General features: G+C 70.3%; 22 protein-coding genes and 7 pseudogenes. 19 read left to right on the top strand and 10 right to left on the bottom strand.

The genetic code is table 11. From position 1 onward, the window contains the following. A partial coding sequence (locus ACZ7KF_RS38420) for a hypothetical protein (RefSeq protein WP_471086219.1) occupies positions 1 to 291 on the bottom strand: 291 nt, incomplete at its 3' end. 557 nt (positions 292 to 848) lie between these two features. Next, positions 849 to 1698, bottom strand: a pseudogene (locus tag ACZ7KF_RS38415) (IS701 family transposase); the annotation flags it as partial. A 169-nt stretch (positions 1699 to 1867) separates the two neighbouring features. Here ACZ7KF_RS38415 and ACZ7KF_RS38410 point away from each other — a divergent pair. Both ACZ7KF_RS38410 and ACZ7KF_RS38405 read left to right on the top strand, forming a co-directional pair. Next, the gene (locus tag ACZ7KF_RS38410; RefSeq protein ID WP_471086216.1) at positions 1868 to 2329 is read left to right on the top strand and encodes a pyridoxamine 5'-phosphate oxidase family protein; all 462 of its coding nucleotides are present in this window, start codon (positions 1868 to 1870) and stop codon (positions 2327 to 2329) included. Between the two features lie 161 nt (positions 2330 to 2490). After that, positions 2491 to 2851, top strand: a pseudogene (locus ACZ7KF_RS38405) (hypothetical protein). Between the two features lie 825 nt (positions 2852 to 3676). Here ACZ7KF_RS38405 and ACZ7KF_RS38400 read toward each other — a convergent pair. Next, on the bottom strand, positions 3677 to 3967 hold the full coding sequence (locus ACZ7KF_RS38400) for a transposase (protein ID WP_471086277.1): 291 nt from the start codon (positions 3965 to 3967) through the stop codon (positions 3677 to 3679). 325 nt (positions 3968 to 4292) lie between these two features. Further along, a pseudogene (locus ACZ7KF_RS38395) lies at positions 4293 to 4412 on the bottom strand (transposase); the annotation flags it as partial. A gap of 948 nt (positions 4413 to 5360) precedes the next feature. Here ACZ7KF_RS38395 and ACZ7KF_RS38390 point away from each other — a divergent pair. The 3 genes from ACZ7KF_RS38390 (at position 5361) to ACZ7KF_RS38380 (ending at position 8883) form a co-directional block, all read left to right on the top strand. Next, the gene (locus ACZ7KF_RS38390) at positions 5361 to 6338 is read left to right on the top strand and encodes a DUF1444 domain-containing protein (RefSeq protein ID WP_471086213.1); all 978 of its coding nucleotides are present in this window, start codon (positions 5361 to 5363) and stop codon (positions 6336 to 6338) included. A 262-nt stretch (positions 6339 to 6600) separates the two neighbouring features. Further along, positions 6601 to 7311 (top strand): DUF4232 domain-containing protein, encoded by a 711-nt coding sequence (locus ACZ7KF_RS38385; protein WP_471086274.1) that lies wholly within the window; start codon positions 6601 to 6603, stop codon positions 7309 to 7311. Positions 7312 to 7629: 318 nt separating this feature from the next. Beyond that, positions 7630 to 8883, top strand: coding sequence for a cytochrome P450 family protein (locus ACZ7KF_RS38380; RefSeq protein WP_471086210.1), 1254 nt, complete (start codon positions 7630 to 7632; stop codon positions 8881 to 8883). 140 nt (positions 8884 to 9023) lie between these two features. Here ACZ7KF_RS38380 and ACZ7KF_RS38375 read toward each other — a convergent pair whose 3' ends face one another. After that, entirely contained in the window at positions 9024 to 9713 is a 690-nt protein-coding gene (locus tag ACZ7KF_RS38375; RefSeq protein WP_471086207.1) for an SDR family NAD(P)-dependent oxidoreductase, read from the bottom strand. Beyond that, complete coding sequence (locus ACZ7KF_RS38370; protein ID WP_471086203.1) at positions 9710 to 10003, bottom strand: Tn3 family transposase; 294 nt, start codon at positions 10001 to 10003, stop codon at positions 9710 to 9712. Before ACZ7KF_RS38370 ends, ACZ7KF_RS38375 begins: the two co-directional genes overlap by 4 nt. 38 nt (positions 10004 to 10041) lie before the next feature. Here ACZ7KF_RS38370 and ACZ7KF_RS38365 point away from each other — a divergent pair, with 38 nt between their 5' ends. From ACZ7KF_RS38365 to ACZ7KF_RS38335, 7 genes and pseudogenes are all read left to right on the top strand, one after another. After that, complete coding sequence (locus ACZ7KF_RS38365; protein WP_471086199.1) at positions 10042 to 10407, top strand: YcaO-like family protein; 366 nt, start codon at positions 10042 to 10044, stop codon at positions 10405 to 10407. Between the two features lie 357 nt (positions 10408 to 10764). After that, a pseudogene (locus tag ACZ7KF_RS38360) lies at positions 10765 to 11181 on the top strand (class I SAM-dependent methyltransferase); the annotation flags it as partial. Between the two features lie 271 nt (positions 11182 to 11452). Next, positions 11453 to 12502, top strand: a complete 1050-nt coding sequence (locus ACZ7KF_RS38355; protein WP_471086196.1) for an NAD(P)H-dependent glycerol-3-phosphate dehydrogenase — start codon at positions 11453 to 11455, stop codon at positions 12500 to 12502. A gap of 1129 nt (positions 12503 to 13631) precedes the next feature. Continuing rightward, positions 13632 to 13994, top strand: a complete 363-nt coding sequence (locus ACZ7KF_RS38350; protein ID WP_471086271.1) for a MarR family winged helix-turn-helix transcriptional regulator — start codon at positions 13632 to 13634, stop codon at positions 13992 to 13994. Next, positions 13991 to 15424, top strand: coding sequence for an MFS transporter (locus ACZ7KF_RS38345; protein ID WP_471086194.1), 1434 nt, complete (start codon positions 13991 to 13993; stop codon positions 15422 to 15424). Before ACZ7KF_RS38350 ends, ACZ7KF_RS38345 begins: the two co-directional genes overlap by 4 nt. A 33-nt stretch (positions 15425 to 15457) precedes the next feature. After that, a complete protein-coding gene (locus tag ACZ7KF_RS38340) occupies positions 15458 to 15751 on the top strand; it encodes a DUF1330 domain-containing protein (protein ID WP_471086191.1) in 294 nt (97 codons plus the stop codon). A gap of 27 nt (positions 15752 to 15778) precedes the next feature. Further along, positions 15779 to 16590, top strand: a pseudogene (locus tag ACZ7KF_RS38335) (MFS transporter); the annotation flags it as partial. A 308-nt stretch (positions 16591 to 16898) separates the two neighbouring features. Here ACZ7KF_RS38335 and ACZ7KF_RS38330 read toward each other — a convergent pair. Further along, positions 16899 to 17540: pseudogene (locus ACZ7KF_RS38330) on the bottom strand (polyketide synthase dehydratase domain-containing protein); the annotation flags it as partial. On the opposite strand from ACZ7KF_RS38330, the gene ACZ7KF_RS38325 reads away from it, so the two are divergent. Beyond that, positions 17488 to 17829 carry a transposase gene (locus tag ACZ7KF_RS38325; protein WP_471086188.1) on the top strand — a complete coding sequence of 114 codons (342 nt, stop codon included), beginning with the start codon at positions 17488 to 17490 and terminating at the stop codon, positions 17827 to 17829. The pseudogene ACZ7KF_RS38330 and the gene ACZ7KF_RS38325 overlap by 53 nt on opposite strands. A 307-nt stretch (positions 17830 to 18136) precedes the next feature. On the opposite strand, the gene ACZ7KF_RS38320 is transcribed toward ACZ7KF_RS38325, so the two are convergent. Both ACZ7KF_RS38320 and ACZ7KF_RS38315 read right to left on the bottom strand, forming a co-directional pair. Beyond that, the gene (locus ACZ7KF_RS38320) at positions 18137 to 19015 is read right to left on the bottom strand and encodes an NADP-dependent oxidoreductase (RefSeq protein WP_471086185.1); all 879 of its coding nucleotides are present in this window, start codon (positions 19013 to 19015) and stop codon (positions 18137 to 18139) included. 38 nt (positions 19016 to 19053) lie between these two features. Continuing rightward, positions 19054 to 20238, bottom strand: a complete 1185-nt coding sequence (locus ACZ7KF_RS38315; protein ID WP_471086183.1) for an MFS transporter — start codon at positions 20236 to 20238, stop codon at positions 19054 to 19056. A gap of 77 nt (positions 20239 to 20315) precedes the next feature. Here ACZ7KF_RS38315 and ACZ7KF_RS38310 point away from each other — a divergent pair, with 77 nt between their 5' ends. From ACZ7KF_RS38310 to ACZ7KF_RS38285, 6 genes and pseudogenes are all read left to right on the top strand, one after another. Then, a complete protein-coding gene (locus ACZ7KF_RS38310; protein ID WP_471086268.1) occupies positions 20316 to 20720 on the top strand; it encodes a MerR family transcriptional regulator in 405 nt (134 codons plus the stop codon). Positions 20721 to 20833: 113 nt separating this feature from the next. Further along, positions 20834 to 21805, top strand: a pseudogene (locus tag ACZ7KF_RS38305) (IS701 family transposase). Between the two features lie 604 nt (positions 21806 to 22409). Beyond that, on the top strand, positions 22410 to 23150 hold the full coding sequence (locus ACZ7KF_RS38300) for a dienelactone hydrolase family protein (RefSeq protein WP_471086180.1): 741 nt from the start codon (positions 22410 to 22412) through the stop codon (positions 23148 to 23150). Between the two features lie 72 nt (positions 23151 to 23222). After that, the gene (locus ACZ7KF_RS38295) at positions 23223 to 23696 is read left to right on the top strand and encodes an SMI1/KNR4 family protein (RefSeq protein WP_471086177.1); all 474 of its coding nucleotides are present in this window, start codon (positions 23223 to 23225) and stop codon (positions 23694 to 23696) included. A 264-nt stretch (positions 23697 to 23960) separates the two neighbouring features. Next, a complete protein-coding gene (locus ACZ7KF_RS38290) occupies positions 23961 to 24461 on the top strand; it encodes a hypothetical protein (protein ID WP_471086173.1) in 501 nt (166 codons plus the stop codon). Positions 24462 to 24499: 38 nt separating this feature from the next. After that, positions 24500 to 25566, top strand: a protein-coding gene (locus ACZ7KF_RS38285) for an IS630 family transposase (RefSeq protein WP_471086170.1) whose coding sequence is annotated in 2 segments (ribosomal slippage) — positions 24500 to 24943 and positions 24946 to 25566 — 1065 coding nt in all. Because the reading frame shifts where the segments join, the coding sequence is not laid out codon by codon here. Between the two features lie 28 nt (positions 25567 to 25594). Here ACZ7KF_RS38285 and ACZ7KF_RS38280 read toward each other — a convergent pair. Then, positions 25595 to 26467, bottom strand: a complete 873-nt coding sequence (locus ACZ7KF_RS38280) for an SDR family oxidoreductase (RefSeq protein WP_471086166.1) — start codon at positions 26465 to 26467, stop codon at positions 25595 to 25597. Positions 26468 to 26608: the final 141 nt, after the last annotated feature.

Raw genomic sequence — 26608 nt, 5'->3', positions numbered from 1 at the left:
GGTCGATAGGCTCACGGTTATGGTGTTTGAGCCGCCGTTGTTCCAGACAGTGGCAAGATCGGCTCTCTTGTCGCCATTGAAGTCCCCGGCGACCCATGGGGTTCCGTCGATCCAGCCACCGTCTCGGTCGCTCCACTGTGACCATCCCGGGAACCGCGACCCGTCAGACAGGTAGACCGCAGTGGACAGGTTAGCGTCTGAAGTGGCGGCCAGCGCACGGTCTGAAACGGGGGCCAGGGTGACTGCCAATAGCACGAGCCCGGCCGTGCCCCATGTTCGAAGCTTCAGCATAAGCTCACCTTCCGCGGGAATGCGCGACCTGGGCCATCTGGTAGTAGCCGGAATGGCCGATGTGCTCGCGGAGCTGACGCATCTGATAGACGAAGTGCTGGATCGGGACACCAGTGGGGGTGACTGGGCGCTCGGGTTGGCCGATCCGATGCGCCCTCTGGTCAGGTGTCCAGATCGACCAGTGCCCAGGCCTGGCGCCGGCCACTCTCTGTATATCTACAAGTAAAAGGCAGACCGCTCCACCACGCCACAGCAGCAACAGGGGGAGCGGTCGCATTCCAGGTGATCAAACCTCTGCGGAGGCAGTCTTGATGTTGTCCTGGGACTCGTAGAAGTTGAGGTGGTGGTCCCCTTACCTGAATCCGGCCCCGGGGTAGGCCTCGGGTGTCTTCCCGGACAATTCAACCGCACCGAGATCGTCGCCCGGGTTGGCGATGGAGCGCATGCTCGGCGGCCTGTCGACCCGCCGCTACGGCCCGGGTGAGCGGGATCGGCACGTTGGGGGCGGGATCGTGGGCGTGTTCGTCGGTGCGGACGACGGCGAGGAAGGTGTGGGCAAGTTCGATGACGGCCCCGTCGTAGAAACGGTGCCCCTTGGCGCCGGCTCCTGCCGACAGCTTCTGCCAGGCCCGCCTGGGTACCTTCGCGGCCAGGGTCCGCGGAACTTCCCCGCACCGATGGTGACTTCGGCAGAGCAGGCCACGGCGACTACATAGCCGACCTTGCGCTCTTCCAGCGGCGCCCGCAGCTTCGGATTGCCTCCGTAGACCTCGTCACCCGCGACCCAGCCCACACGGTGCCCGGCGTCCAGAAACCGGCCGATCATCCGGGCGGCCAGCTCCGGCTTCGTCGCGAACGCAGTTATCTCCTCCCGCCCGGCGGACCGGCAGCGGCCCGGGGCGCGCGTCCACGAGCGCGGAACGTACAGTTCACGGTCCACCGCCGCATACCCACGGCGACCTGCGTAGACCAGATAGACGGCGACCTGCGTAGACCAGATAGACGGCGACCTGCGCGTTTTCGATTCTGCCAGCGGTGCCGGTTGTACTGGCGCTGGACACCGACGGTGTGCGCACCCTTCTTCACGTCCCCGGTCTCGTCGACCACCAGCACCGCGTCCTCATCGTGCAGATGCTCCAGAACGTACTCACGCACGTCATCACGCACGGCGTCGGCGTCCCACCTGGCCCGGCCGAGCAGGTGCTGCATATCGTCCGGACTCGCCTCCCCGACCCACTCGGCGATCGACCAGCAGTTCTTGCGCGGCAGGTCCGACAGCAGCCCCAGTACCAGGTCCCGCTCCCGGCGCCGGGGCTCAACCCGCGCAAACCGGCCCGCTATCCGGCCCATCGGGACCTCGAACACCTCCTGCCTGCGGGCAGGGTCTACGCTGTGGTCTGCGACCACGGTCTCTTCGTTTGTCCACACAACACACGATGATCAGCGGTGGCCGCACCCGTCTGTCAGCCCGCCTGCACTGGCCGTCCCGAGTCAGAGGCTGAGGGGTTCATCGGTCGCCGGGCGTAGGTCCCTCGCCTCATGCGCGCTTTGAGCCTGCTGGCTAAGGTCGGGACCCATGCAGACCACGGGGCTTGTTCGCCGCCAGGCGGCGGAGCGTAGGCGCGACACTCTGGAACGGCTCGTTACCGAGCGGGATGTATGGGTATCGACAGCACATCCTGATCACGGGCCGCACCAGGTGCCGCTGTGGTTCTTGTGGGATGGGCGTGCAGTGTGGATGTGCACCAGTGCCACTTCCGCGACTGCGCGGAACGTCCGCGAGGAGCCGCGCGTGCGCCTGGCGCTGCCCGACACCTTCGATGTGGTGCTTCTTCAGGGTGAGGCGGAGAGCTTCCTGGACCAGGATGTGCCCGAAGCCGCGGCGGAGGCGTTCGCCGCCAAGTTCGGGTGGGACCCGCGTGTGGAGGAGGGTTCCTTCCTGTACGTGCGCGTGGTGCCGAAGAGCGTGCGGGCCTGGCGGGGCGTATCGGAACTACGCGGCAGAGTCATCATGCGCGACGGGACGTGGCTGGAATAGTGGCCGTCCCCGGCTGACGCCCCCTCCCGATCAGCAAGATCACGATCTATGGCTGGAGTACGAAAGGGTGTTGCAGAAGGCTTGGTGGCGAACATCTTGCCTGTACGGGTGGAGTGTTGAGGGCTGAGCCTGTGTGGGGGGAGACGTTCACCGGGTTGCGGATGGGTCGCTTCGTGAGGCTGCTGCGGGTGGTGCGGGAGAGGGGCGGCGACGGCCCTGGTGGTGGCCGGCCGTGGTGTCTTCCGCAACAAGGCGGACGCACACGTCCGGCGCGCGTCGGACCTGCCAGCCGTGGCGGCAGGCACCACGGTGATCGCGGACGGCGCCTACCGCCGGAGGACCCCTCCCGCGAGCTCAGGAGGAAGACAACGCCGAACACCGGCGCGTGCGGGCCCGCGTCGAGCACACCTTCGCCCGGATGAAGGACGGGAAGATCCTCGCGACTGCCGCCAACGGGGCGACGGCCTCCACCGCGCCGTCCAAGCAGTCGCCACCATGCACAACCTCGCCATGGCACGGTGAGACAACAGGCTCGGACACCACTCAGACCCGCCCTCACCAAGCCTTCTGCAACACCCTTTAGGGTCTGTTGCGAAAGTGCTGGTCACGGCCGCTCGTTGAGGACTGCGACCAGCATAGTTGCCACTTGACGCACGGCAAGTTCCTCGCACCTCGTGGCGGCGGCGCCACTGCGCAGGAGCTTCTGACGGTTGCGACTCGGTCCGCCGGAACCGGGATTGTTGCCGTGATCCCGCCAGAAGTGCGAATGACTCGCGGCTTAACGGAAGGCCCTCGCGGAAATGCAGGAGATCCCCCGGCGATCCCGCACGTTCACCCACTGGCGCTGCACCGTCGCAGCCAGGATGATCTGAACCGGCCTTGACCTCAACCGCACTTGAGGTCCTAGCTTGGCGATCATGACGACCGTAAGCACCCCGCAGCACAGCACCACCATGCTCGGCCAGCGGCCCATCGCCCTGGTCGCCTGGGGCGCCACCGAGGCGATCCTACGGAGCTCGCAGGCCGCCCTGGCACGCATCGACATGACCCAGCCCCAGTGGTGGGCGCTCAACAACATCGTCCGGGCCGAGCACGGCCTCACCAGGGAGGAGATCCGCGCCTTGGCCGTGCCTTACGGCATGGGCACCCAGGTGATGGTCCACGCCGCCGACGCCCTCGTACACCGGGGTTGGCTCGGCATCGGCACGGACGGCCGGCTGACCCTCACGGAGCAGGGCCGCGAGGGCCTGGCGACGGCGAAGGAACACATGGACCGGGTGCGCGCGGAACTCCTCGGCGACATCACGGAGGAGGAGTACGCGACTGCGGTCTCCGTGCTCCAGCGCGTCACCGACAACCTCGCCCAGGGGCAGTTGTTAAGGTGCTGCTCACAGCCCTTCGTTGATGGCCTTTCTTGCGGTTGCGGATCTGGGCGGCCTTCTCCGGGAAGGTGCAGTGGATGCCGCGTCTGCGCAGGTAGGCGCGGTTCGCGCGAGAGCCGTACGCCTTGCCGGCGCGGACCTTGTCCGGCTTGTTGCGCGGCCGACCCGGGCCGATACGGGGCACGCGGATGCCATCCAGGACCGGCTGGAACTGCGGGCTGTCGTGCCGCTGACCGGCGGTGACGAGCAGAGACAGCGGCTTCTGCCCCTGCTCGACCGCCAGGTGAAGCTTCGTTGTCAGCCCACCGCGCGCGGAGGCGGCGGCGCGCGGCCGGCTGTACGGCCACGAGCGCCCGAGGCCGTGGTCGTCGAGTTCGCTGCCGACGCCACCGGGAGGCTCCTTCTGCAGATCCCCCTTTTACGCGCCCCAGCGGCGTGCTGGTGGGGCGGGCGATCGTGGAGTCCACGCTCACGTCCCATGTGATCAGGCCTTTCGCATCGGCTTCGGCGTGAAGCTGCTCGAAGATCCGCTGCCAGGTGCCATCGCGCTGCCAGCGCCGGAACAGGTCGTAGGCCCGGTCCCACGGGCCGTATCGCTCCCGGAGATCGCGCCACGGCAGGCCGGTTCTAGTCCGCCACCGTATGCCGTCGATCAGCTGCCGCCGCGTCCACACCGGCGGTCGGCCCGGCTTCTTGCCCATCGGCAACAGCGGCTCAAGCCGGTCCCACTGGCTGTGCGTCAGATCACCTCTCTCCAACGGCCGGCGATCATCCACGGCCTTGATCCACTTTCGCGACAGACCCTGGTACGCCCGGGGGGTGTGCGGCCGCAGGCGTGCGCCTTCGGCGGGGGAGTGGGGGACTGCATCGAGTCCGAGCCTCGCACGAGGTTCGTCACTGGGGCGCGGTTGTCGATGAGTCGGGCGCAGCGGGTTTCTGCCGGTCGCGACGCACCCGGTCCGTCACAGTGTGACCTGGTGGGGGTGCTCCCTGTCAGGGCCTCCACCCGACAGCCGTGGGGACGAGTTGGCCTAGGATGTCGCCGGGATGGCCACCGCCCCCACGGTCTGTTCGTCCACGGCGTTCAAGGCGCGACCACCGAGCTGCCCAGCTGTAATCACCCCAAGGCCAACGGGCCGCCGCCCGGGCGGCCACCTCGACAGAGAGCGGATCCCGCGTGTTCCAGGAGACTCCCATCTTCAGCCGACTCGTTGCCGAGCGCGGTGACGTCCCCGCCCAGGTGCGCGGAGAAGCCGAACGCATAAGCCGCGACCTGGCCCGGATACTCCAGACGCCGGCATCGCACCTGAGCGCACCGATGAACGTGCCCGGGTCGCAGATTTCTCCCTGGGGCGGGCGGTAGGGAGTAGCCGTGGGAGGGTGGGGCCGCTGCCGATCCGCGGGTCCCAGCCACGGCACCCGCCTGCCGGATTCGGCGAGCGGAAGCCCCTGCCGCCGGTATCGGCCGGGGCCCGGTTGCCGTGGGGATCGTGGCTGAGCGACGGCAGCCGACGAGGGCACTGCCGGCAGGAGCCGCTCCCCGCATACGCCGGTCCGCACGGTGACGCCGTATGCGATGGCCTGAACCCCACCCAGGTATGCCTTGAATGTGGGCTAACAGGGTGATTCGCGCCCTCTACCCTTCCGCCATGCCTCTCTTCCGAAGAGCGAAGAAAGCCACCGCTCACGCCGGTTCCCCGGTGCCGCCCTGGTGCTCCTGGTTCACTCCCGCCGACTGGCAAGCGTTCCAGGACCTGCTCAACGACGTCTTCCTGGACGGCAACAACTCAGGACCACCCATGCAGTTCGGCGCCGAGCGGCATCTGCGGCTCGGCGCGGAGGACGAGCCCGGCATACCGCTGGACCTCGCCGAGATCGCAATGATCGTCAGGCCGCTGGCCCACAAGGACTGGCGTGCCGCCACGGTCGCCCACCTCACGCGGCAGCTCGAGATCCGCGACCGGCGAGAGGCTCTGTACCGGGCAAGCCTGGACGAGGTACGCCGGCTGATCCTGCCGCGCGTCGTGCCCGCCGACACCGTCGGCGAGGAACACGCCCTGACGTCGCCCCTGACCACCGAGCTGAGCGCCGTCGTCGTGCTCCGCATCGACGCCGACCTCTCGGCCGCCGTGCCGCCGGGCCAGTTCCGTTCCTGGGGCGTCACCGAGGACGAGGTGTGGGCTATCGCTCTGGACAATCTGCGCGCCGAACCCGTCCGGCTCGACACCGACGGGAAAGCGAATCCGGTCGTGTGTGTGGAGGGCGAGGCCGGCTTCACCTGCACCCATGTGCTGCGTGCGGCCGAGGTCCTCGGCCGGCCGACTCCCCTCGGCATCCTCGCCATGATCCCGCACGAAGAGTCCTTCTATCTCCAGGCCGTGGACGGGCCCCTCCTCCACTCCCAGCTGGTCGGCTACTCCTCGGTGGTTCGGGACAACTGGGAGAAGGCACCGGCCGCAGAACGGCTGAGCTCGAACGTGCTGTGGATCCATGAGGGCGCGATCGAAGCGGTGGGCGTGGAGCCCGCTCAGCCCGGCAGTGACAGGCCCGGTGTCATCCGCGGCTCCGAACGCTTCCTGAGCATCCTCGCGTCCTTCCGTCCACCGGACCCCGAGCCCGGCCCCTGAGCCGAGGCGGCGCGTGCGGCGGAAGACGCCTCGGCGGTTCGTCGAGCTGTGTTCCGGCCCCTGTTCCGCGGTGCCGGTCGACGGCGGGGGAGGGGCGGGTACGGACGGGGCGTACCGGGCTGTGTGTGTAACGGGAACGTACTAAGGGGTGGTTGGCCGGAACGGCTCGCGGGGCCGGGCGGCTCTTGGTGATCAGAAGCGATCGCTCACGCCGACTCGTACCGACGGGCCGGCACCCCCTACCGATACCGAGGAAGACATGATGCGCGTCCACAAGCTCACCTTCGCAGCCCTCGCCGTTGTCGCCGGTCTCTCACTCACGGCGTGCCAGAGCGACCAGGACGGCGCGGGGCGGAGCGACCCGTCGTCCGCGTCCACCGTGGCTTCTCAGGGCGGCGGTTCGGGCTCGGGCGGCTCGGGCGGTTCGGGCGGCTCGGATCAAGGCGGCGGGAAGGACTCCGCGGGGAAGAGCTCGGCGGGCAGCAGCTCTGCGGGGAGCGGCTCCGGCGGGCAGGGCACGGCCGCCGGGACCGGCTCCGACGCGAACGGCAAGGCCGGTAAGTGCCGAACCGACGAGCTGGAGATCACGGCGAAGGACACCACCATCGACGGCGACCCCGACGGCACGGTCACGGTGCAGCTGAAGAACGGCGGCGGCCGCGACTGCGCGATCTCCGGGTACGCGGGGGTCGACTTGAAGACCAGCTCGGGGGTGCTGTCCGCGAAGCGCAACGGAGAGCAGACCAACGCACTCATCCTCAAGGACGGCCAGTCGACGGCCTTCGGTATCAACTACCCCATCAACGAGTCGGGCGGCTCCGGCGTCCGCGTCACGGGGTTGCTGGTGACCCCTCCGGACGAAACGAAGACGGTCACCCTCAACTGGCCGGGCGCCGCCACGCTGCCCGTCACGGACGGCACCGGCTCCCCGGTGAAGGTCGGCCCGGTCGGAAACGCCGGACAGGGCGGCTGACCCGCACGTGACGTGCGGCCCGTGAAGCCAGGCGGTATTTCGAGGCCTCGGCATCAAGGCGGGCACAGGCCCCGGCGCGATACATCGCTGCCCCACCCTGTGACCGCTGAGCCCCACCCTGTGACCGCTGAGCCCCACCCTGTGACCGCTGAAGAGACCTGCGCGCGTCACGCGTTTCAGAGTTCGGAAGCCGGCCGGGCCGGCCGGGCCGGCCGGGCCGGGCCTCTCGGCCCGGACGTCGGCGGGACGGAGTTGTACAAGCGGCCCCCGACACCGCACTGTTGGCCGATAATCATTCATACGGTCAGGAGTCCCGGCTTGTCCACCCACATCCCCGCTCCCACGCCCGCTCACGTCGTCGATCCCGCCGGCGGCTGCCCGCACGCCCTGAACGCCGGCCTGCGGGCCCGGGGACCCGTTGCGGACATCGTCCTGCCCGGCGGGGTGCCCGCGGCGGTCGTCCTGGGGCACGACGCGCTCAAGGAGTTCCTCGCCCACCCCGACGTGGCCAAGGACGCCCGCCACTGCCCAGCTCTGAACGACGGCACGATCCCCGCTGACTGGCCGCTGCGGGTCTTCGCCAATGCCCAGGGCATGCATACCGCCGACGGCGTCGACCACCGCCGACTGCGCTCCCTCGTCGGCAACGCCTTCACCAGCCGCCAGGTGGAGCGGCTGCGGCCGCGCATCGAGGAGCTGACCGCCGGCCTCCTCGACGACCTGGGCCGCGCCGCCGCCGCTGACCCGGACGGCATCGCGGACCTTCGCACCCACTTCGCGCTCCCGCTCCCGATGAGCGTCATCTGCGAGCTGCTCGGTGTGGACCCCGAGCACCGCGGCCGGCTGCACGACCTTACCTACACGGTGATCATCGCCACCGACACCACCCCCGCGGAGGTGATGGCCGCCGTACGCGAACTCGTCGAGCTGCTCGGCACGATCGCGGCCGCCCGCCGGGCCGCCCCCGGCGACGATCTGACGAGCGCCCTGATAGCCGCCCGCGACGACGACGGCGACCGGCTCGGCGAGGCCGAACTCATCGGCACGATGCGTCTGATGCTGGTCGCCGGCCACGAGACCACCCTCAACCTGATCACCAATGCCGTACGGGCACTTTGCACCCACCGTGACCAGCTGGAGCTGGTCCTGGAGGGCAAGGCCACCTGGTCGGACGTGGTGGACGAGACGCTGCGCTGGGACGGCCCGGTCAGCTGGTTCCCCTTCCGCTATCCCACCCGCGACCTGGCCCTCGGCGGCACCGTCATCCCGCAGGGCACCCCGGTCCTCGCCGGCTACACCGCCGCCGGGCGCGACGAGGCCTTCCACGGCCCGGACGCCGACCGCTTCGACGTCACCCGGCCCGGCGCGGCCCGGCACCTCTCCTTCGGCCAGGGCGTGCACTACTGCGTGGGCGCCCCGCTCGCCCGCCTCGAGGCCACGATCGCTCTGGAACGCCTCTTCACCCGCTTCCCCGACCTCGACCTCGCCGTTCCCGAGACCGAACTGCCCCGCCAGCGCAGCTTCATCGGCAACAGCGTCGAAGCGCTCCCGGTCCGCCCGGTCCGGCGCTGAGGCGCGTGTCGTGCTGACCTTCATTGGGCCGCGGCGGACGAGGACAGTGCCTGTGCTCAGCCGGCCCAGCGCATCGAGGCACATCCCGCTGCGGACCCGGAAGTCGTGCCCGCCGACGGGGCGGGCCACGGCCCCATCGGCTACCAGGGCAGTGGGCCCGCCACGTCGAAGTAGCCGCCGGTCGGGCCGTCCGGTCCCAGCTGGGCCATGCGAACGATGATCTCGGCGCCCTGCTCGACGGTCTGCATGCCCTGGTGCCGGTTCAGGTCCGTCGCGGTGTAGCCGGGCTCCACGGCGTTGATCCGCATGCGCGGGAACGCCTTGGCGAACTGCACGGTGAGCATGTTGACCGTGGTCTTGGAGGCCGGGTAGGCGACCCCCGCGTATCCCTTGCCGGCCAGGGCCAGCGAGGCCAGGCTGCTGCTGACATTGACCACGACCGGGGCGGCGGAGCGTTCCAGCAGCGGCAGGAAGGCGTGGGTCACCCGGACCAGGCCGAAGACGTTGGTCTCGAACACCTCCCGCATCACGTCGGCGGTCAACTCCGCGGCGCCGATGATGTCGCCGTCCGGGGACAGCACCTCGATACCGGCGTTGTTGACCAGGACGTCCAGGCCACCGTCGGCCTCGACGGTGGCCGCGGCGGCCGCTACCGACGTGTCGTCGGTGACATCGAGCTGCACGAACCGGGCGCCGAGCGCGGCGGCGGCAGCCTCGCCCCGCTCGGGGCTGCGCGCTCCCAGGTAGACGGTGTGACCCGCGGCGATCAGGCGGCGGGCGGTCTCGTGGCCGAGGCCCTTGTTGGCGCCTGTGATCAAAGTTGTCGTCATGGGACACAGCCTCCCTCCGGGACGACGCGATCTACCAGCGGTTCGGACGAGTGCACGCCGTTGCCGCCGTAGCGGGCGTGGTACTCGGTCGTGAAGTTGCCGGACCAGGACCCGAACTTCTTGCCGTCACTCGCGCATGCGGTGCCAGTGCCCCACCAGTCGGCATCCCGAGCGGTGAAGGTGGCGTTCACCGGCTTGCGCACGGAGGTCCGCAGGTTGTCGACGGTCATGAAGTGCCGGCGCACGTGCCACAGCGCCGCCTCGCTCTCGCCGTGCTCGCCGGTCGCCACGATCGCGCGGATCCCCGTGTTCGTACCCAGCGCGGGACGTGCTCCACCGGGACGGGCAGGCGGGCGGTCGGCGGCGCACCCTCATCGAGCCCGGCACGGTCGACGACCCGCACGGCCGTGAAGTCGTGGACCAGCTGCCGACCGCGGGCAGGGCGCTGGAGATCTCGCTGGTGGCCGGCCCGTACGGACTGCCGGTGTGCGTCGCCTACCTGTGGTCGGAGGACTTGCCGGTCGTCTTCGCCGGCGGCGGCTGCCACATCAGTCCGGCGATCGCGCTGACCCGGGCGCTGACCGAGGCCGCGCAGTCCCGGCTGACCGCCATCGCCGGAACCCGCGGCGACCTGCCCGGAGACCCCGCCTCGTTCGACACCACCCCCTCCCTCCCGCCACGACCACCGGGCTGACGTCGTGGCCGCAGGCCACCGGCCACTTCACCCCGGTGGGCGGCGGCTTCGCCGAGGTGACCCACGTGGCGCGCCGGGTCGAGCACGTGCTGGTGGTTTTGGACCTGTCCGCCCAGGGCTCCCCCGTCCACGCCGTGCAGGTGCTCTGCCCCGGTGCCCGATCGAGGATCAGAAGGTCGATACCCCGATGAGCCCCACCACCACGGCACTGCCCGGCGTCTCGCCCGCGCCGGGCGGCGGGCGCTCCGCGCAGTACGACGCCTTCCACGCCGCCCGCGCCCGCACCGATCTGGTCGCCCGGCTGTCCGCCGCGGCAATGGGCGAGGACCACCCCGTTGAGGTCGCCGCCTCCAGCTCCTGCGACTGGCCCCGGCTGGGGCTGATGACCGCGCGGCTCAGGATGCGCGGCCCGGCCAGCTCCTGGCGGACGCGGGCTGCGGCACCGGCGGCGTCGGTCTGTGGCTGGCCCGCGCTCTCGCCCTGCGCCTGGAGGGCTTCGACCTGTCCACCGTCGCCATCGCCCAGGCCGCCGAGCGGCGCCTCCGGTTCGGCCTGCCCGCCGAGCGGCGCCTCCGGTTCGGCCTGCCCGCCGAGCGAGCCGCGTTCCGCGTCGCCGCACTGGAGAACACCGGCCTGCCCGATGCCCGCGCCCACGGGATCGTGTGCGTGGACGCCTTCGGCGGCGCCGCCGACCCGAGCGTGGCAGTGCGCGAACTCGGCCGCGTCCTGGCCCCGGGCGGCCGACTGGCGATGATCCGGGCCACGCGGCAGGGCGCCGCCCCTTCCTGGACGGAGCAGGCCCGCGCCGCCGGCCTCACGGGGGAGCACGTGGACGAGCAACCCACCGAGTCCGCACTGTGGGAGCGGCTCTACCGACTGTGGGTCGCCCGCGCCGACGACCTGCGCAGGGAGCTGGGCGACGGCCAGACGCAGAACATGCTGCGCGAGGCCCGCCAGGCGCTGCCCGCACTGCCGGGCCGCCGCGCCGTGGTGCTGACCCTGCGACGCCCCGCCCTCCCCGGCCGGGCCCGTTGCGGCCGATACGATGACCGGACCCGGCCACCCCGACGAGAGGCCCCCAGTGACCCCTCACCGCTCTACCCGTGCTGCGGTGTTCTCGGCCGGTTCCTGGGGTACCGCCGTGGCCAAGATCCTGGCCGACGCCGGAACGGGCGTCACCGTGCACGCCCGCCGGGACGAGATCGCCGACGCGATCAACACGACCCACCGCAACCCCGGCTACTTCCCGGACATCGAGCTGCCCACCGACCTCACCGCGACGACCGACCCGGCCGCCGCCCTGGACGGCGTGGACTTCCTGGTGCTGTCCATCCCCGCGCAGAGCCTGCGGGCCAACCTCGCCGCGTGGGCGCCGCGCATCGGACCCGACACGGTGATCGTGTCGCTGATGAAGGGCATCGAGCAGGGCAGCCACCTGCGGGCGAGCCAGATCATCACCGAGGTGACCGGCGTGGACGCCGACCGGGTCGCGGTGCTGTCCGGCCCGAACCTGGCGCGCGAGATCATGGACGGCCAGCCCGCCGCGGCCACCGTCGCCTGCGTCGACGAGGGCGCCGCCCACCGCTTCCAGAAGGCGTGCCACACCGGCTACTTCCGCCCCTACACCTCCACCGACGTGACCGGCTGCGAGCTGGGCGGGGCGGTGAAGAACGTCATCGCTCTCGCGGTCGGCATCGCCTCCGGTATGGGACTGGGCCACAACGCCCAGGCCATGCTCATCACCCGTGGTCTGGCGGAGACCACCCGCCTCGGCATCGCCATGGGCGCCGACCCGCTCACCTTCTCCGGCCTGGCCGGCATGGGCGACCTGGTGGCCACCTGCTCCTCTCCGCTCTCCCGTAACCGCACCTTCGGTACCCACCTCGGCACCGGGCTGAGCGTTCAGGAGGTGACGGCCGCCACGCGGCAGACCACCGAGGGCGTCAAGTCCGCGGCGGCGATCCTCGCCCTGGCCCGCGCCCACGACGTCGAGATGCCGATCACCCAGGTCGTCTCCGCCCTGTTGAATCAGAAGGTCACCCTCGGCGAGGCCGCCGCCGCGCTGATGCAGCGGCCTCCCAAGTCCGAGCGCTGACCCCGGGCCCAGCCCGCGCGGGCCGCCCCCTTCTTCACCTTCACCCTCCCCACCCGGAGGTTCCTGCCCCTGCACGCATTCGTGCTGTCCGCTGTCCAGATCGCTTTGAAGTTCTTGTCCCCAGAGCAGGTGCCGGGTGGGCAGGATTCCGCTGCCGGTCCGGTTCTCCTCGGGTGCGAGCGGGGCGAGTGCTTCGCGAAGGTCGCTGGCGGTCAGGATGCGATCGGTGACCTGGAGGAGACCGGCGCAGGCAAGGGCGTCGGCGAGTGCCCCGCTGGAGCGGTAGGGACGGGAGCCGGCTCTCTCCTGGATGGCGAGGTGTCGGTCGACGGCCGCGGCGAGTTGGCGGGTGGTGCCGACCGCCTGGACGCGCGGCCAGCAGATCATGACCGGTCCGGCGAGCAGGATGAGCTCGGTGAAGTACTGCTGTGCTCGCCGTTTCGGCCGGCCGGGGCTGACGGGCGTTCTCCCACCGGATCAGCGTGCGGTAGCCGACCCGGCCCAGCCCCAGCGGCTTCGCGGGCTGCGGATCCAGGGCCGCGAGCTCCGCCACCTTCGCGTGCCGGCGCTCGGTGAACGTCGTCGTCGCCGGGTCGTACTCGTCTCCCGGCTCGCCCGGGCCCGGGCGGAACGGGTCACCGGAGCGGAACCCGGTCGCCACTTCCGGCAGGTGAGCCATCCGCAGCTCGATCAGCCCCAGCCGGCCCGCTGTCAGGTCCTCAGGCGCCTTGCGCTGGCGGCCCCGGTCCGCCCCCGCCGACGACGGCCGAGACGATGGCCGGCACTGCGGATGGTTGGCCAGGAACCGGAAGGTCACCCGCTCGCGGGTGCCGTCGTCCTTCACCCACATGAGACGGCCATGGCCCACCACGCGCCGGAGGTGCTGGACGAGCACTTCCTGGTCGACGGGCGCGGCAGGTTCCGGCCGCGCACCGAGCACATGGCCGGCCGCCGTCGCGGGTGCGGATCGAGGCCGCTCGCGCCAGTCGGCCACTTCCATAAACTATGAATATAAAAATGTTATGCTTTGAGCATGAGTCGTCAAGACACCGCTCCTGGCGCGTCCGCCGCCATCGGGGCAGCCCTCTACGGCCTGGCCACCAGGGCCGCGCGACGCCTGCCCCGGGACATGAGCCTGACGTCCGCCGCCACCCTGGCCACCCTGGACCGGACCGGCCCGCGGCGCATCACCGATCTGGCCGCGGTCGAGGGCGTCACCCAGCCCGCGATGACCGCCCTGGTCCGGGTGATGGAGCAGGCCGGCCTGGTCGAGCGGCGGGGCGACGCGTCCGACAAGCGGGTCACGCTGGTGTGCCTGACCGAGGCCGGCGCCTCCTATGTCCGGACGCGGCGCCAGGCGGGCGTCCACGCGTTCGAGCGGTTGATCGGCGAGCTCACCGGCGACGAGGTCGAGGCGCTGGTGGCGGCCCTGCCGGCGCTGAAGCATCTGGCAGAGCTCGAAAGCCAGGACCGCGAAGGGCCGAAGCAGTGACCGGGCAGCCGGTCGGCGGGGTCGCGGCGAAGGCGTTCCCGGTGGCGCGTTCCGAGGCGCGGCTGCTGGTCCCCGCACTGACGTTCATCGCTCTGGTCGTGGCGGCGGTCGCCAGCCTCGGGACGCCGCTCATCACCAGCGTGGCGACGTCGTTCCACGTCTCGCTCGGCAGCGCGCAGTGGACGCTGACCGTCGCGCTGCTCAGCGGCGCCGTCGCCACGCCGGTCCTGGGCCGGCTCGGAGCCGGCCCGCACCGGCGGGCCACGATCCTCGCCACGCTGGCGGTCGTCGTCGCCGGCAGCGCGCTCACCGTGCTGCCGCTGCCGTTCGCGTGGCTGCTGGCCGGCAGGGCGGCCCAGGGCGTCGGGCTCGGGCTGACGGCGCTGATGATGGGCGTGGCCCGGGACCACCTCCCCGAGGAGCGCAGCGCGGCCGTGATCGCCCTGATCTCGGTGGTCTCGATCATCGGGGCCGGCGTCGGCTACCCGCTGGCCGCACTGCTCGCCGAGCTCGGCGGGGTACGGGCCGCCTACGGCCTCGGCCTGGTCGTCACCGCCGCCGCCCTCCTGACCGCGTGGCGATCCATGCCCGAAGCCCCCGAAGGCCGCTCCGCCCACGTGGACGTGGCAGGCGCGGTCGTCCTGGCCGCTGCGCTGCTCCTGGTGCTGTTCCTCGCCGGCGAACGGAATCTGTGGAGCCGGCACCTCGCCGTGGCGGCGGGCCTCGCCGTCGTCGCGGTGGTGCTGCTCAGCGTCTGGGCCGTCATCGAGCTGCGCAGCACGACGCCCCTGGTCGATGTGCGGGCGGTGCGGCACCCGGCGGTCGCCGGGGCGAACCTCGCCATGTTCGTCGGCGGGATCGGCATGTACCTCCTGCTCACGCTCGTCACCCGGTACGCGCAGACGCCGCACGGCGCCGGCTACGGCTTCGGGCTGACGACCTTCGTCGCCGGGCTGGTCCTCATCCCGTTCTCGGTGCTGGGGTTCGTCGCCGGCAAGCTCACGCCGCGGGCCCGGACGCGGATCGCCGACCCCCTGCTCCTGGCCGGCAGCGCTGTCGTGGTCGGCGGCGGGTTCGCCCTGTTCGCGGCGGCCCGGTCGGACCTGGCCGAACTGTTCGCGGCGATGGGCGTGCTCGGCTTCGGCGTCGGCGGCTTCTCGGCCGCGATGCCCGGCGTCATCCTGGCCGTCACCCCCAAGAGCGAGACGTCGAGCGCCATGAGCTTCAACTACGTCGTCCGCAGCGTCGGGTACTCGCTGGGCAGCGCCCTCGGCGGCCTGATCCTCGCCGCGGGCACCGGCCCCGGCCACCTCTTCCCCGACGACAGCGCCTACACCACCGCGGCGCTGGTCGGCATCGGCGCCATGGTGATCACGGCGCTGACAAGCCTCGCTCTCGCCCGCCGACGCTCGTCCGAGACCAACCCGTAAGTCAGATGCACTCATCCCGACACTGGAGGTTCCATGCCCAAGGGCTACTGGGTCAGCGTCTACCGCACCATTTCAGACCCCGAGAAGCTGGCTGCTTACAACAAGCTGGCTGGTCCGGCCGTCAAGGCCGGGGGCGGCCGGGTCCTCGTCCGTGGCGGTCGGGTCGTGGCGCATGACGCCGGAATCGCCGAGCGCACCGTCCTGATCGAGTTCGACAGCTTCGAGCAGGCCGTCGCGGCGCACGAGAGTGCGGCCTACCAGGAGGCGCTGCTCGCCCTCTCCGACGGCGTCGAGCGCGACTTCCGCATCGTCGAAGGCATCGACTGACCGAGGTCCAGTCGGATCTTCACTCGAACGCTGCGCTGCCTCCTCATCCTGGCAGTGGCCGCCGGGATCGCACTGACGGCTCTGGCTTGGTGGATCCTGGTCACGGTGGCGCTCGTCCTCGGCGCCGTCGACGCACTGTTCGTACCCGCTGTCGGCACTCTCTCACCCCGGATCACCGCCCCTGATCAGCTGGCCCGGGTCACCGGCATGCGCTCGCTGTCGATGCGCTCAGCCAGGTCGCGTGCCCGCCGATCGGTGGCCTGGCCATGGGACTCGGCGGACCCGCAACCGCCTTCACCGTTGCCGGACTGCTCATCGCTCTGTCCCTGCCGCTCCTGCTGACGATACGGATACGGCCCCTCGGGGCCAGCGGCGCCGAGCAGACGAAGCCCGGCACCGCGCGGCAGGACCTGCTCGATGGCCTGCGCTACATCCGCCGCCACCGCCTCGTCGGCCCGCTCGTCGCCGCCGGCGCCATCTGCGAACTCGGCCTCATCGGCACCCTCAACGTCGGCATGGTGCTCCTCGACGCCGAACGCGGCTGGGGCCCTTCCGGCTGCGGCTGGATCGTCAGCCGTTTCAGCGCAGGTGCCGCGGCCAGCGCCGCGCTGCTCGCGATCGCCGGTTGGCTGCCCCGTTCCGGCCTGATGATGGCGGGGACGCCGCTCGGGGGCTGCGCGGGCGCGGCCACGATCGCGCTGGTGCCTACGCTGTGGCTCGCCGTGGTGCTGGCTGCGGTCATCGGACTGTGTGCGGGAGTCTTCGGCAGTCTGGACAACGCCCTCGTACAGACAGCGGCGGACCCGGCCCATCTTGGCCGGGTCACCTCCGCCGTCATCACGCAGCGGCGGGTGCAACGCGGCATCGAGCAGGGCGGGGTGCACGGCGAAGTCGCCGCTCCGCCGGTCAGTTCGACCTCGGCGTACACCTCGCCCCCGGCCCGCCCCACCTGCCGCAGCCCCCGGAAGGCAGGTCCGAACTGGTAGCCGAGACCGGCGGCCCGCTCGTCCAAGTCCGTCACGTCGACCGGTTCACCGGCCGGCGGCCACGCGGTGAGTGCCTCCGCCTCCGCCGGCATAGCGTCCGCGGCCGGCACCCCGGTCGCGTTCCGCACCCACGGAGTGCCCTCGTGGGGCCGCGAGTGGATCTCCAGATCCCGCTCGGGCCTCACCAGCACCCGCACCTCCACCGCTCGGTCGGCGGGCAGCACGAGCGCCGTGGCGAGCGTCAGCTCTTCCACTCGGCCACACCTGACCCGGTCCCCGGCCGCCACCGCGAGTTCCAGCAGCGCCGTACGGGGCAGCAGGACCGCTCCACCGATGGCGTGGTCGGCGAGCCAGGCGTGGGAGCGGGTGGAGAGTTCCGCGGTGAGGACGAGGGTGCCGTCGGGGAGTTCGACCGCCGCGCCGAGGCGAGGATGTTCGGCGGGGGTGAGCCAGTAGTGCTGGTCTTGGAAGGGGTAGGTGGGGGCGTCCGGGGCGGGTTGGACGCCTTGGAAGCAGGCGGTCCAGTTGACGTGGGTGCCGTGGACCCAGGCCGTTGCGGTGGAGGTGAGGAGTTGGTCGAGGCCGCCGTGGTGGCGGCGGAGGGTGCCGAGGGCGATCGCGTTGCCGTCGGTTGTGTCGACGGTTTCTTTGATGCCCGATGGTGAGAACGGGGTGGGGGCTGCATTCGATGAAGGCGTTGTGGCCTTCGGCCGGTAGGGCGCGGATGGCGTTCTCGAAGAGGAGCACCAGATGGCGCCCGGCTGGCCGTACTCGATCGTGGCCGCACTGGAGTCCGGCCGCACGTCCGAGACAGCGGTGCTGGACGCGGTCCGCCTGGAACCCGGGGCGGCCGTCGCCGCGGTGACCACGGCCCAGATCCGCGAGGTCGTCGAGCAGCTCGTCCCTGCCGGTCAGCGGCAGCCGGGTGCTCAAGAGGTCCTGGTCGTGCTGGACGCCGGATACGACGCACCCCGCATCGCCCACCTGCTCGAAGAACCGTCGCCCCGCCACCCGTCACGAGGTCGGACGCGCCCTGGCCACCGGCGCCCCACCCACCACAAGGTCGGCACCAAACCCCACAGGACCCGGTGACGAGTGGCATGGGCGTCAGCACACTGAACGCAGGCAATACGAGGAGAAAGCCAAGCTCACCATCGCGAGAGCGCCGGTCCCGGTGGCCATCCTCATCTCCTCAACGGTGTTGCTGCGCGCCGGAGCGCCGATCCGTCACCGATACCACCGCTACCTCTACCGGGACGAGGCCCCACCGCTCCTGGACAAGAAGCAGGGCCGAATCAGCATCCACTGGTTCGTGGTCACCGACCCTCTTCTCGAATGGCTCTGCCGGCCCGCGGAGCCACTTGCCCGTCTCGTCTCACACCGAGGTTAAAAGACAAGCTCAGAAGCTGATGACAACCTTGCCGAGGAGGCCGCCGGCTTCGAAGCGCTCGTGGGCGGTGCGGATGTCGTCGAGCGAGAAGCGGTCGGCGATCCGCAGCCGCAGCTCATCGCTGTCGACGAGCTTGGCGAGGTGGGCGAGGTCGGTGGCGTTCTCCTGGACGTAGCTCTTGCGGGCGCCTGGCACGTCGGGTAGGGGGTGGTCGGCGATGGAGACGAAACGCCCTCCGGGGACGAGCGCCGCAGCCACGTCCGCGCCGACGGTGTCGAGGATGGCCGCAAACCGGCCGCGGGGCAGGTCCTGCGGGCGGTGCCAGGCCCGCTCCGCGCCGAGCTCCACCGCGGCCGGCTCATGGCCGTGCCGGGAGACCAGGGCATCGACGTGGGCGCCGGCCAAGCGGGCGAGTTGGACAACCAGGCCGCCGACCGCCCCGGCGGCACCGACGACCAGAATGCGCTCCCCGGCGCTCAACTCGGCGGCCCGCAGAGCCTGCAGGGCGGTCGTCCCGGCCAGCGGAAGGGACGCCGCGTCGGCCAACGGCACCGTGGCCGGTGCGGGTGCGAGCAGGTGGCCGGGCAGGGCGACCAGCTCCGCCCAGGTACCGCGGCCGGTGGCGATCTGCGCGGACATGGCGATCACGTGGGCGCCCACCTTGTGGGCAGGGTCGTTGCTCGCGACGACGCGGCCGGAGATGTCCCAGCCGAGCGTGGCCGGCAGCGGCGGGCCGACCTGCCAGGCGCGGGTCTTCCAGTCCACAGGGTTGAGGCTGCTGCCCGCGGTGCGGATGAGGACTTCACCGGAGGCGAGTTCGGGTGCGGCGACCTCGCGGAGGACCAGGACGTCGGGACCGCCGTGTCGGTCGATCTGGACAGCGCGCATGGTCAGAAGGGACCTTCCAGAGAGGGTGGGTTCGAGGGTCAGACACCGGTGCTCACCGGGGCACTGCCGGTGTGCTGCGCGGTCCCGGTTCGGGGCAGAGCCAGGTAGGTCAGGGCCAGGCCGCTGAGGCTGAGTACGGCCCCTGCCAGGCCGGTCCAGCGCAGCGCGCCGACAGCGACCATGGCTCCGCCGAGGGCAGAGCTGGCGGCGGCGCCGAGGTTGAAGGCACCGACGTTGGCCGCGACGGCCAATGTCGGAGCGGAGCCGGCTTGGCTCAGGATCAGGCCCTGCAGCGGGGCGATGGTGGCGGTGGCCAGCAGGCCCAGGACCAGGACCGCGAGTACAGCGGTGGGCTGCCAGGCGGCGGCGAACGGCATGGCCACCAGCACGCCGGTCAAGCCGCCGAACACCCCGCGCACGGTGGCGGACATGGACCTGTCGGTCAGCTTGCCAGCGGCCAGGTTGCCCAGAAAGCTGCCGGCGCCATAGGCGAGCAGGAGAGCGGAGACGGCGGCCGGGGAGAAACCGGCGATGCGGGTGAGCAGCGGCGCGATGTAGGTGAAGACGACGGCGACGCCGGAGAAGCCGACCGCGGTGGTGGCGATAGCCAGCAGCACCGGTTTGCGGCTCACTACGCGCAGCTCGTCGCGCAGGCTGGCGGACGACACCTGCCGCTCGGGCAGCACCAGCGCCAACAGCGCGATGGCGGCCAAGGCCAGCACGGTCAGCACCGCGAACGGGGCCCGCCAGCCTGCCGCGTGTCCCAGCAGCGAGCCCAGCGGTACCCCCAGCAAGGTAGCGACGGTGAACCCGGAGGCCACAGTGGCGATCGCCGAGCCGGTCTTGTGCTCGGGCACCACGGTGGTGGCCATCACCAGCGCCAACGCCAAGAACGCGGCGTGGCTGAGCGAGGAGACCACCCGCCCGGCCAGCAACATCGTGAACGAGGAGGCCAGGGCGCTCAGCGCGCTGCCCGCGGCGAACAGCAGCATCAGCCCGAGTGCCAGGGGCTTGCGGGGCAGCCGCGCGGTCAGCATGGTCACCGCGGGCCCACCGATCACCACGCCGAGCGCGTAGGCGGTCACCGCCTGTCCTGCCGTGCCTTGCGATACCCGAAGATCCGCGCCGATGTCGGGCAGCATGCCCGCGACCAGGTATTCAGACGTACCGACAACGAAGACGCTCGCGCACAAGGCCGCGAGCGAGGCGTAACTCTTGTTCATGCCGGGGAAGCTAAAGTCTCACACCGGTGTGAGAGTCAAGCGGTCTTGCCCGCCTGGACATCTATGTGGAGGATGACGTGCGGATCGGTGAGCTGTCCCGCAAGACCGGCGTACACGAACGGTTGCTGCGCTACTACGAAGAACAGAACCTGCTCCAGCCCGAGCGGCGGCCCAGCGGCTACCGCGAATACAGCGAGGCGGACGTGAATACCGTGCGCCGCATCCGCAGCCTGCTCGCCGCCGGCCTGAACACCGCCACCATCGCGACAATCCTGCCCTGCCTGCGTGACGAGGGCGAACGCCTGGTACCGACCTGCTCCGATCTCCTCGCCGACCTGACCAAGGAACGCGAGCGGATCACCAAGGCCATCACCGATTTGCAAACTTCCCGCTCCGCACTCGACAAAGTCATCGCCGCAGCTCCCGCCGATGTCGCAGAACGCGCGACACGCGGCGCAACAGCCCGCACCACACGGGCATGACCGCCAACAGCCCCGAGTAGCGCTGCCACCGTCAACAACGTCCTGACCCGCACCGCCTAGTAGTGCTTCGTTACGTCGGGTGATCTCGCCTGGTGGTGGGCATCTTCTCTGGTATGAGGCTGGGGGAGGTGGAACGGCTCCGGGGTGAGTTGTCGGAGTTCGTTGCCGATGTGTTCGCCTCGCTGCCGCGGCGGGATCAGCGGCGGTGGGGCGCGTGTTATCTGCGGGGCCTGATGCTGGACGGCCGGCGCAAGTCGATCCAGCCGATGGCCGAGCGGCTGCCGGACGGGAACATGCAGGCTCTGCAGCAGTTCGTGAACCAGTCGCCGTGGGATCCGCTTCCGGTCAGGCGGCGGATCGCCGAGCGGCTGTGCGAGGCCATCCGCCCTGAGGTGTGGGTGATCGACGACGTGTCGTTCCCCAGGTGCGGCACCGCGTCGGTCGAGGTGGCCCGCCAGTACTGCGGAGCGGTCGGCAAACGGGCGAACTGAGCGAGGTCTGTCCTACGTCCTGGCCCTGAACGGGAAGGAAGTCGCCCACCGGGAGGATGCCGAGCCGCACCAGCCTGCTCACGGCGGGCTCGGACCACCCACCCTTCCCCGCTACCGCACCCCACCGCGAGCCGTCCGCGTCCTCACCGCGGAGGCGGGTGCGGAGCGGTTCACCGAGGTGACCTGGAGGCAGGGCAGTAAAGGCGCGATGGCCTCACGATTCGCGGTGCTGGCAGTGTGGCCCGCGGGCAAGCAGTCCCTGACCGCAGCCCAGGAGGCCGGCGGCGGCCGCAATGGGACGGTGTCCTGCCCGTCCAGACGCTCCTCATCGAATGGCCGGGCGGCCAGGACACTGCGACGGACTACTGGATGTCGAACCTGCCTGCCACCACATCGGTCGCTGACCTGGTGCGGTGGGCGAAGATGCGCGGGCGGATCGAGCACGATCACCGCGAACTCAAGCACGGCCTGGGACTGGACCACTTCGAGGGCCGCACCTGGCGCGGCTGGCACCACCACGTCACCCTCGTCACCGCCGCCCAGGCATTCCTCACCCCCAGGCGGCACGACCCAAAAGTCCGCACACCGGCCTGACTCTCTACCAGGTCCTCGACGCTCTTCAGGACCTGTTGAGGTGCTGGACCGGTACCTGCACCACCTGCGGACACCCCCTTGCCCAGCCCTCGGAGCAGTCATAGACAGCCCAGAACCTAACGAAGCACTACTAGGCGCTGTCCTGTCGATCACACGGCTGGACCGGTTGGGCGCTGGCTCCATCCACACAGGCTCAGCCCTCAACACCCCACCCACACAGGCAAGATGTTCGCCACCAAGCCTCCTGCAACACCCTTTAGGGCGTGTTCCAGAAACGCGGTGAGGACCGTGCAGCCACAAGCTCGGTACTGGAGTCTCAGGCAGCGCGTTGACCGGGTTCAGGACCCGTGGCGTTGGCCGAGATCATTCTCGCGAACCGCGCTGCGGACGGGGTGTGCTGGTGCCGGCTTTGTTCGGTGGACTAGGTTGTGGGGATGACTACCGGGACGGCATTGCGCCACACACGGATGGGTGACCCGGTGCTCTTCTGAGCGCCGTACGGGCCAGTGCAGGCCCGCTGTTCGATCGAAAGTCTTGCGCTGCCGCACGGGCGCCGCCTCCGTCGTGTTGATCACAGGACACATCAACCACGACAGGAGAGTTCATGCCCACCAAGACGCTGCAGGTTCCCACCGCGGACGGCCAGGCCGACGCCTTCGCCGCCTTCCCCGACGACGGCGAGCGGCACCCAGGGGTGCTGATGTACGCGGACGGCTTCGGCATCCGGCCCGTGCTGCGAGAGATGGCCCGCGAACTGGCCGACCACGGGTACTACGTGCTCGTCCCCAACTTCTTCTACCGGCACGGCCCGGCACCTGTGGTCGAACTTCCCGAGCACATCGGGGAAGAGGCCCGGACCGCGGTCATGGGTCGGCTGATGCCCCTGATTGAGGCGCACACCGTCGAACGGACCCTGCGCGACGCCGACGCCTACCTCAGGTTCCTCGCCACCCAGCCTGAGGCCGGTGCCGGACCCGTCGCGGTGACCGGCTACTGCATAGGCGGCCTCCTGGCGGTGCGCACCGCCGCGGCCCACCCCGGCCATGTGGCCGCCGTCGCCGCATTCCATGCCCCCGTGGGCGCTGCGGGGCCCGACAGCCTGCGCCGCCTCACCGCCCAGGTCCACTTCGGCCACGCCGAAACCGACCTGACGCCCGAGGCCCTCGCCGAACTCAACCAGGCCTTGGACGCCGCGGGTGTCGACTACACCTCTGAGATCTACCCCGGCACCGTCCACGGCTTCACCATGGCCGACACCGACGCTTTCAACCCCGCTGCATTGCAGCTTCACTGGGACCACCTGCTGCCCCTCCTCGGCCGCACCCTGGCCAACTCGGAACGCTGATGAACCCCTCCCTCACCCGCCTGACCGAGCTGCTGTCGCCCCCCCGAAGTGGCCCCGAAGAACTGGGCTGCTGTGGAGGAGCAACTGGGTACTGAGCTGCCGCAGGACTACAAGGAACTCGTCGACACCTACGGTGGCGGTCTGTTCGACGAGAACGTCTGGCTGCTGGAGCCCGGTTGCCAGCGCCCGCGCTACGACCTGATCGCCATGGACGCTCAGTGCCGCGAGTCCCTGAAGCTTCTGTGGGGCCGTGGCGAGCCCCGCCCCGCCGAACTGGACCAGGAAGGAGCCCGCCTCATCCCGTGGGCTTACGAGGACGAGGGCGGTGAAGTCCTCTACTTCCTGTCCACCCCCGGCCAGAAGCCCGAGAACTGGCCCATCATGATCAATGCAGGCCGCGGCCCCGAAGGGGAGCGGCACGACGGCCCCTGCACACCCTTCTTGCTGGGACTGATGACGGGAGAGATCGAGTCCGAGTACTTCCCCGACATGCCCTTGGATGAGCACCACTTCGAAACCAACGAGGAGATCTTCGCCAACGGATAGACGGCATAAGAGGATCGTTCTCCCGGTATCACGGCGCCATGTCGGGCGGGCAAGGAGATCGCCGGTTCAACCCGCCTCGTGCAGTGCGGGCTACTACACCGGCCCATGGGCCGGACATCTCCACGGTGGGTCGCCTCGTGTGAGGGCGGCCCACCTTCCGTACCGCGGGTCATTCAGTGCGGTAGCCGTGCCGGCCCCGACCGCTGCGTGGGCCGGGCCCCCGTACAGCGGCACCGCGGCGAGCGGATCACGCTTGCCAACGCTGTGACGACGGTCGTAGACGGTGTCCGCGGTGTGGGAGCCTTCTGCCCATCGGCCGGTCCTGTGGCGCTCGGGGAGCGGGACGCCCTGTTCGGCCATGTCGGTGTTCGCTCCGGCCCGCCAGGCGTGAGAGGTCACCTTCTTGCCGTCGATGTACGGCTCGCCCGCACGCTCGGCGAGGAGTCGGAGTCGTTGGTTGAGCATGCCGGGGCGCATGCGCTTGCCCCGTTTGCGGACCGGCTTGTACTGGGCCGCGCCACCGTCCCCGTCCACGACCCGTGGGAGGGCGTCTCGTACGACGCCGTGCCCACCGAGTACCTGAAGCCGCCCTCGCCCGTCCAGGAGGCGCTGCTGGCGCTGTCGACCGAACGAGAACGCGTCGGGCTCCTCGTCACTCGTGCCGTCAAACCTGCCGGTGAGGCGTTCCATCAGCCGAAGGCCTCGCCAGCGCCTCGAACACCCCATGCTTATTGGGTTACTGAGGTTGAACTCGTGGTGTCGTAGGGGCTGATGACTCGTCGCCCGTGCGGTATCACCGGGACATGCGGTATCCACAAGGAGGCGGGCTGACTGCCGAACGGCAGCAGTTCCGCGAGGAGTTACGGCTCAAGGCGGCCGAGCGGTTCGCCCAGGGCGAGGCGAGGTCGGTCATCGCCAAGGCTCTGCGCGTCAACGTCCGCTCGGTACAACGGTGGCGGCAGAAGTGGGACGAGGGCGGTCCGCGGGCCCTGCGGTCGCAGGGGCCGGCATCGCTGCCGAGGCTGAGCCAGGAGCAGTTCGCGCAGCTTGAGGCGGAGCTGGGCAAGGGGCCGGCCGAGCACGGCTGGGAGGACCAGCGCTGGACACTGGCGCGGATCAAGACGGTGATCGGTCGGCGCTTTCACATGGCCTACACGATCCAGGGCGTGCGGAAACTGCTGGCGCGTAACGGCTGGTCCTGGCAGGTCCCGGCCCGACGGGCCATGGAGCGGGACGACGGGGTGGTGGCCGGGTGGGTCAAGGAGGTGTGGCCCTGCGCGGAAGACTCGCGGCGGCCCGTGGAGCCTGGCTCGTCTTCGAGGACGAAGCCGGATTCTCCATGACGCCGCCGCACGCGAAGACCTGGTCACAGCGTGGCCGGACCCCGGTGGTTCGGGTCCGCGGCCGCTCCCGTAGACGGATCTCCATCGCCGCGCTGACCTGCTACAAACTCGGTCACCGCTCCAGGCTCATCTACCGGCCCCGCCATGACGACGGCCGTCGCGATGGGCGCAAGAGCTTCTCCTGGCGCGACTACCGGGACCTGTTGATCGCAGCACACCAGCAGCTCGGCGGCCCGATCGTTCTCGTCTGGGACAACCTCAACGTCCACAAGGCCGCCGACCTGCAAACGTTCGCCGAGGCCCGGGACTGGCTGACCATCTACTATCTGCCGCCCTACGCACCCGACGTCAACCCAGTCGAGGGGATCTGGTCCCTCCTGCGACGCGGCTGGCTCTCCAACGTCGCCTTCAGTACCCCCGAACACCACGTCCAGCGCATCCGGCGCGGCCTACGGCACATCCAGTACCGCAGCGAACTCATAGACGGCTGCCTCGCCGAGACCGGCCTGACGATCAGACCCACCTGAGCAAGCCGGCCACATCACAAGTTCAACCTCAGTGATGCAGGGCGGCCGCGAGTGCCTCGGCCAGGGTCACGGGCGGGCGGCCGATCAGGCGGCGCAAGTCGCCAGAGTCGGTGTACATCTCGCCGCGGTTCATGCCGCGGTCAGCGTCAGCGAGGACCTCCGCCAGCTCGGCGGGTAGGCCCGCGGCGGCCAGTACCTGGGCGAAGTCGGCCACCGGGAGGTCAGCGTAGGTAATCTGCTTTCCGGCCGCAGCGGAGATCGCGGCGGCGAGCTCAGTCAGGGTGAAGGATTCGTCGCCGCCGAGCTCGTACACGGCGCCGGTGTGGCCTTCAGCGGTGAGGACGACCGCTGCGGCCTCGGCGTAGTCGGCGCGGGACGCGGCGCTGATTCGCCCCTCGCCTGCGGCGCCGACGACCGCGCCGTTCTGCAGGATCTGCGGCAGTTGGCTGGTGTAATTCTCCAGGTACCAGCCGTTGCGCAGCAGCACGCTGGGGATTCCGCGGTCCCGCAGATACGCCTCGGTCTCGCCGTGCGTGGCACCGATGACGGTGGTGGCCGTGTCCGCGTGCGTCGTGCTCGTGTACGCCACTAGCGACACGCCTGCCGACGCCGCGGCGTCGATCACGCGGCGGTGGTTGGCGACCCGCTCGCCCACGGGGACCGAGGCCGAGATCAGCAGCAGCCTTTCCGCCCCCGCGAATGCCTCGGCCAGGCCGTCGGTGTCCGTGAAGTCGGCGCGGCGTACCGTGATGCCTCGGTCGGCCAAATCCTTGATCCCTGCGATGTCCCGGCCGGTCGCGATGATGTCCGCGGCCGGGATCCCGCGCCGCAGCAGTGCCTCGACGGTGAGCCTGCCCAGCTGGCCGGTGGCTCCGGTGACGACGATCGGCATGATGGTCATTCCTTCCTTCCGCGCGTGCCTTGCACGCCTGCCGCGGTCCGTCCGCCGCGGGATGGAACACAGAATGACCTGGACACTCTCTGTTGGGGAGTAGCCACTTATTGGTAGGGTACTTACCGCAGCGAAAGCATGGAGGTGAGC

This window comes from Streptomyces sp. NPDC038200, from assembly GCF_055600785.1.
Note: the sequence above shows the minus strand (reverse complement) of the source record. Positions and strands in the feature narration are given on the sequence as shown.